General features: G+C 74.1%; 1 protein-coding gene. It reads left to right on the top strand.

What is annotated here, in order from left to right:
* Positions 1 to 44: 44 nt before the first annotated feature.
* A partial coding sequence (locus ACWJ6R_RS38010) for a hypothetical protein (RefSeq protein ID WP_449066806.1) occupies positions 45 to 455 on the top strand: 411 nt, incomplete at its 3' end.

Genomic DNA, 455 nt, shown 5'->3' with positions numbered 1-455 from the left:
GCGCGTACGGCGTGCTGCCCGGGTACGCGCCGGGCCGGGACACGATGCTCGCCGCCGTGTCGCCGGGTGAGGCGTGGCTGCGGCCGGAGGCGGCGCGGTGGCTCGGCACGGGGTGGATCAACGCCGTCAACGACTCCGCTCGGCGCGGGAACCTGCCCCGGTTCGCTGGTGGCGGCACCGTCCCGAAGAAGAAGGACAGCGGCGACTCGTGGACCGACTGGTTCAAGAAGGGCGCCGCCTACCTGGCGGACAAGGCCCTGACGCCGTTGAAGTCCCTCGCGGTCCGGCTCGCCGGGACCAAGACGCCGTGGCAGCAGATGGCCGGGCGGTTCCCCGGGTCGCTGATCGACGGGGTGATCGGCTGGCTGCGCGGCCGCGACTCGTCGGGCCAGCAGAAGAAGTTCGCGCGCGGCGGCATCGTGCCGGGCGGCGCGTACGGCGTGCTGCCCGGGTAC

The organism is Planomonospora algeriensis, assembly GCF_977012225.1.
The sequence above is the reverse complement of the archived record's forward strand: the minus strand, read 5'-3'. Positions and strand labels throughout refer to the sequence as shown.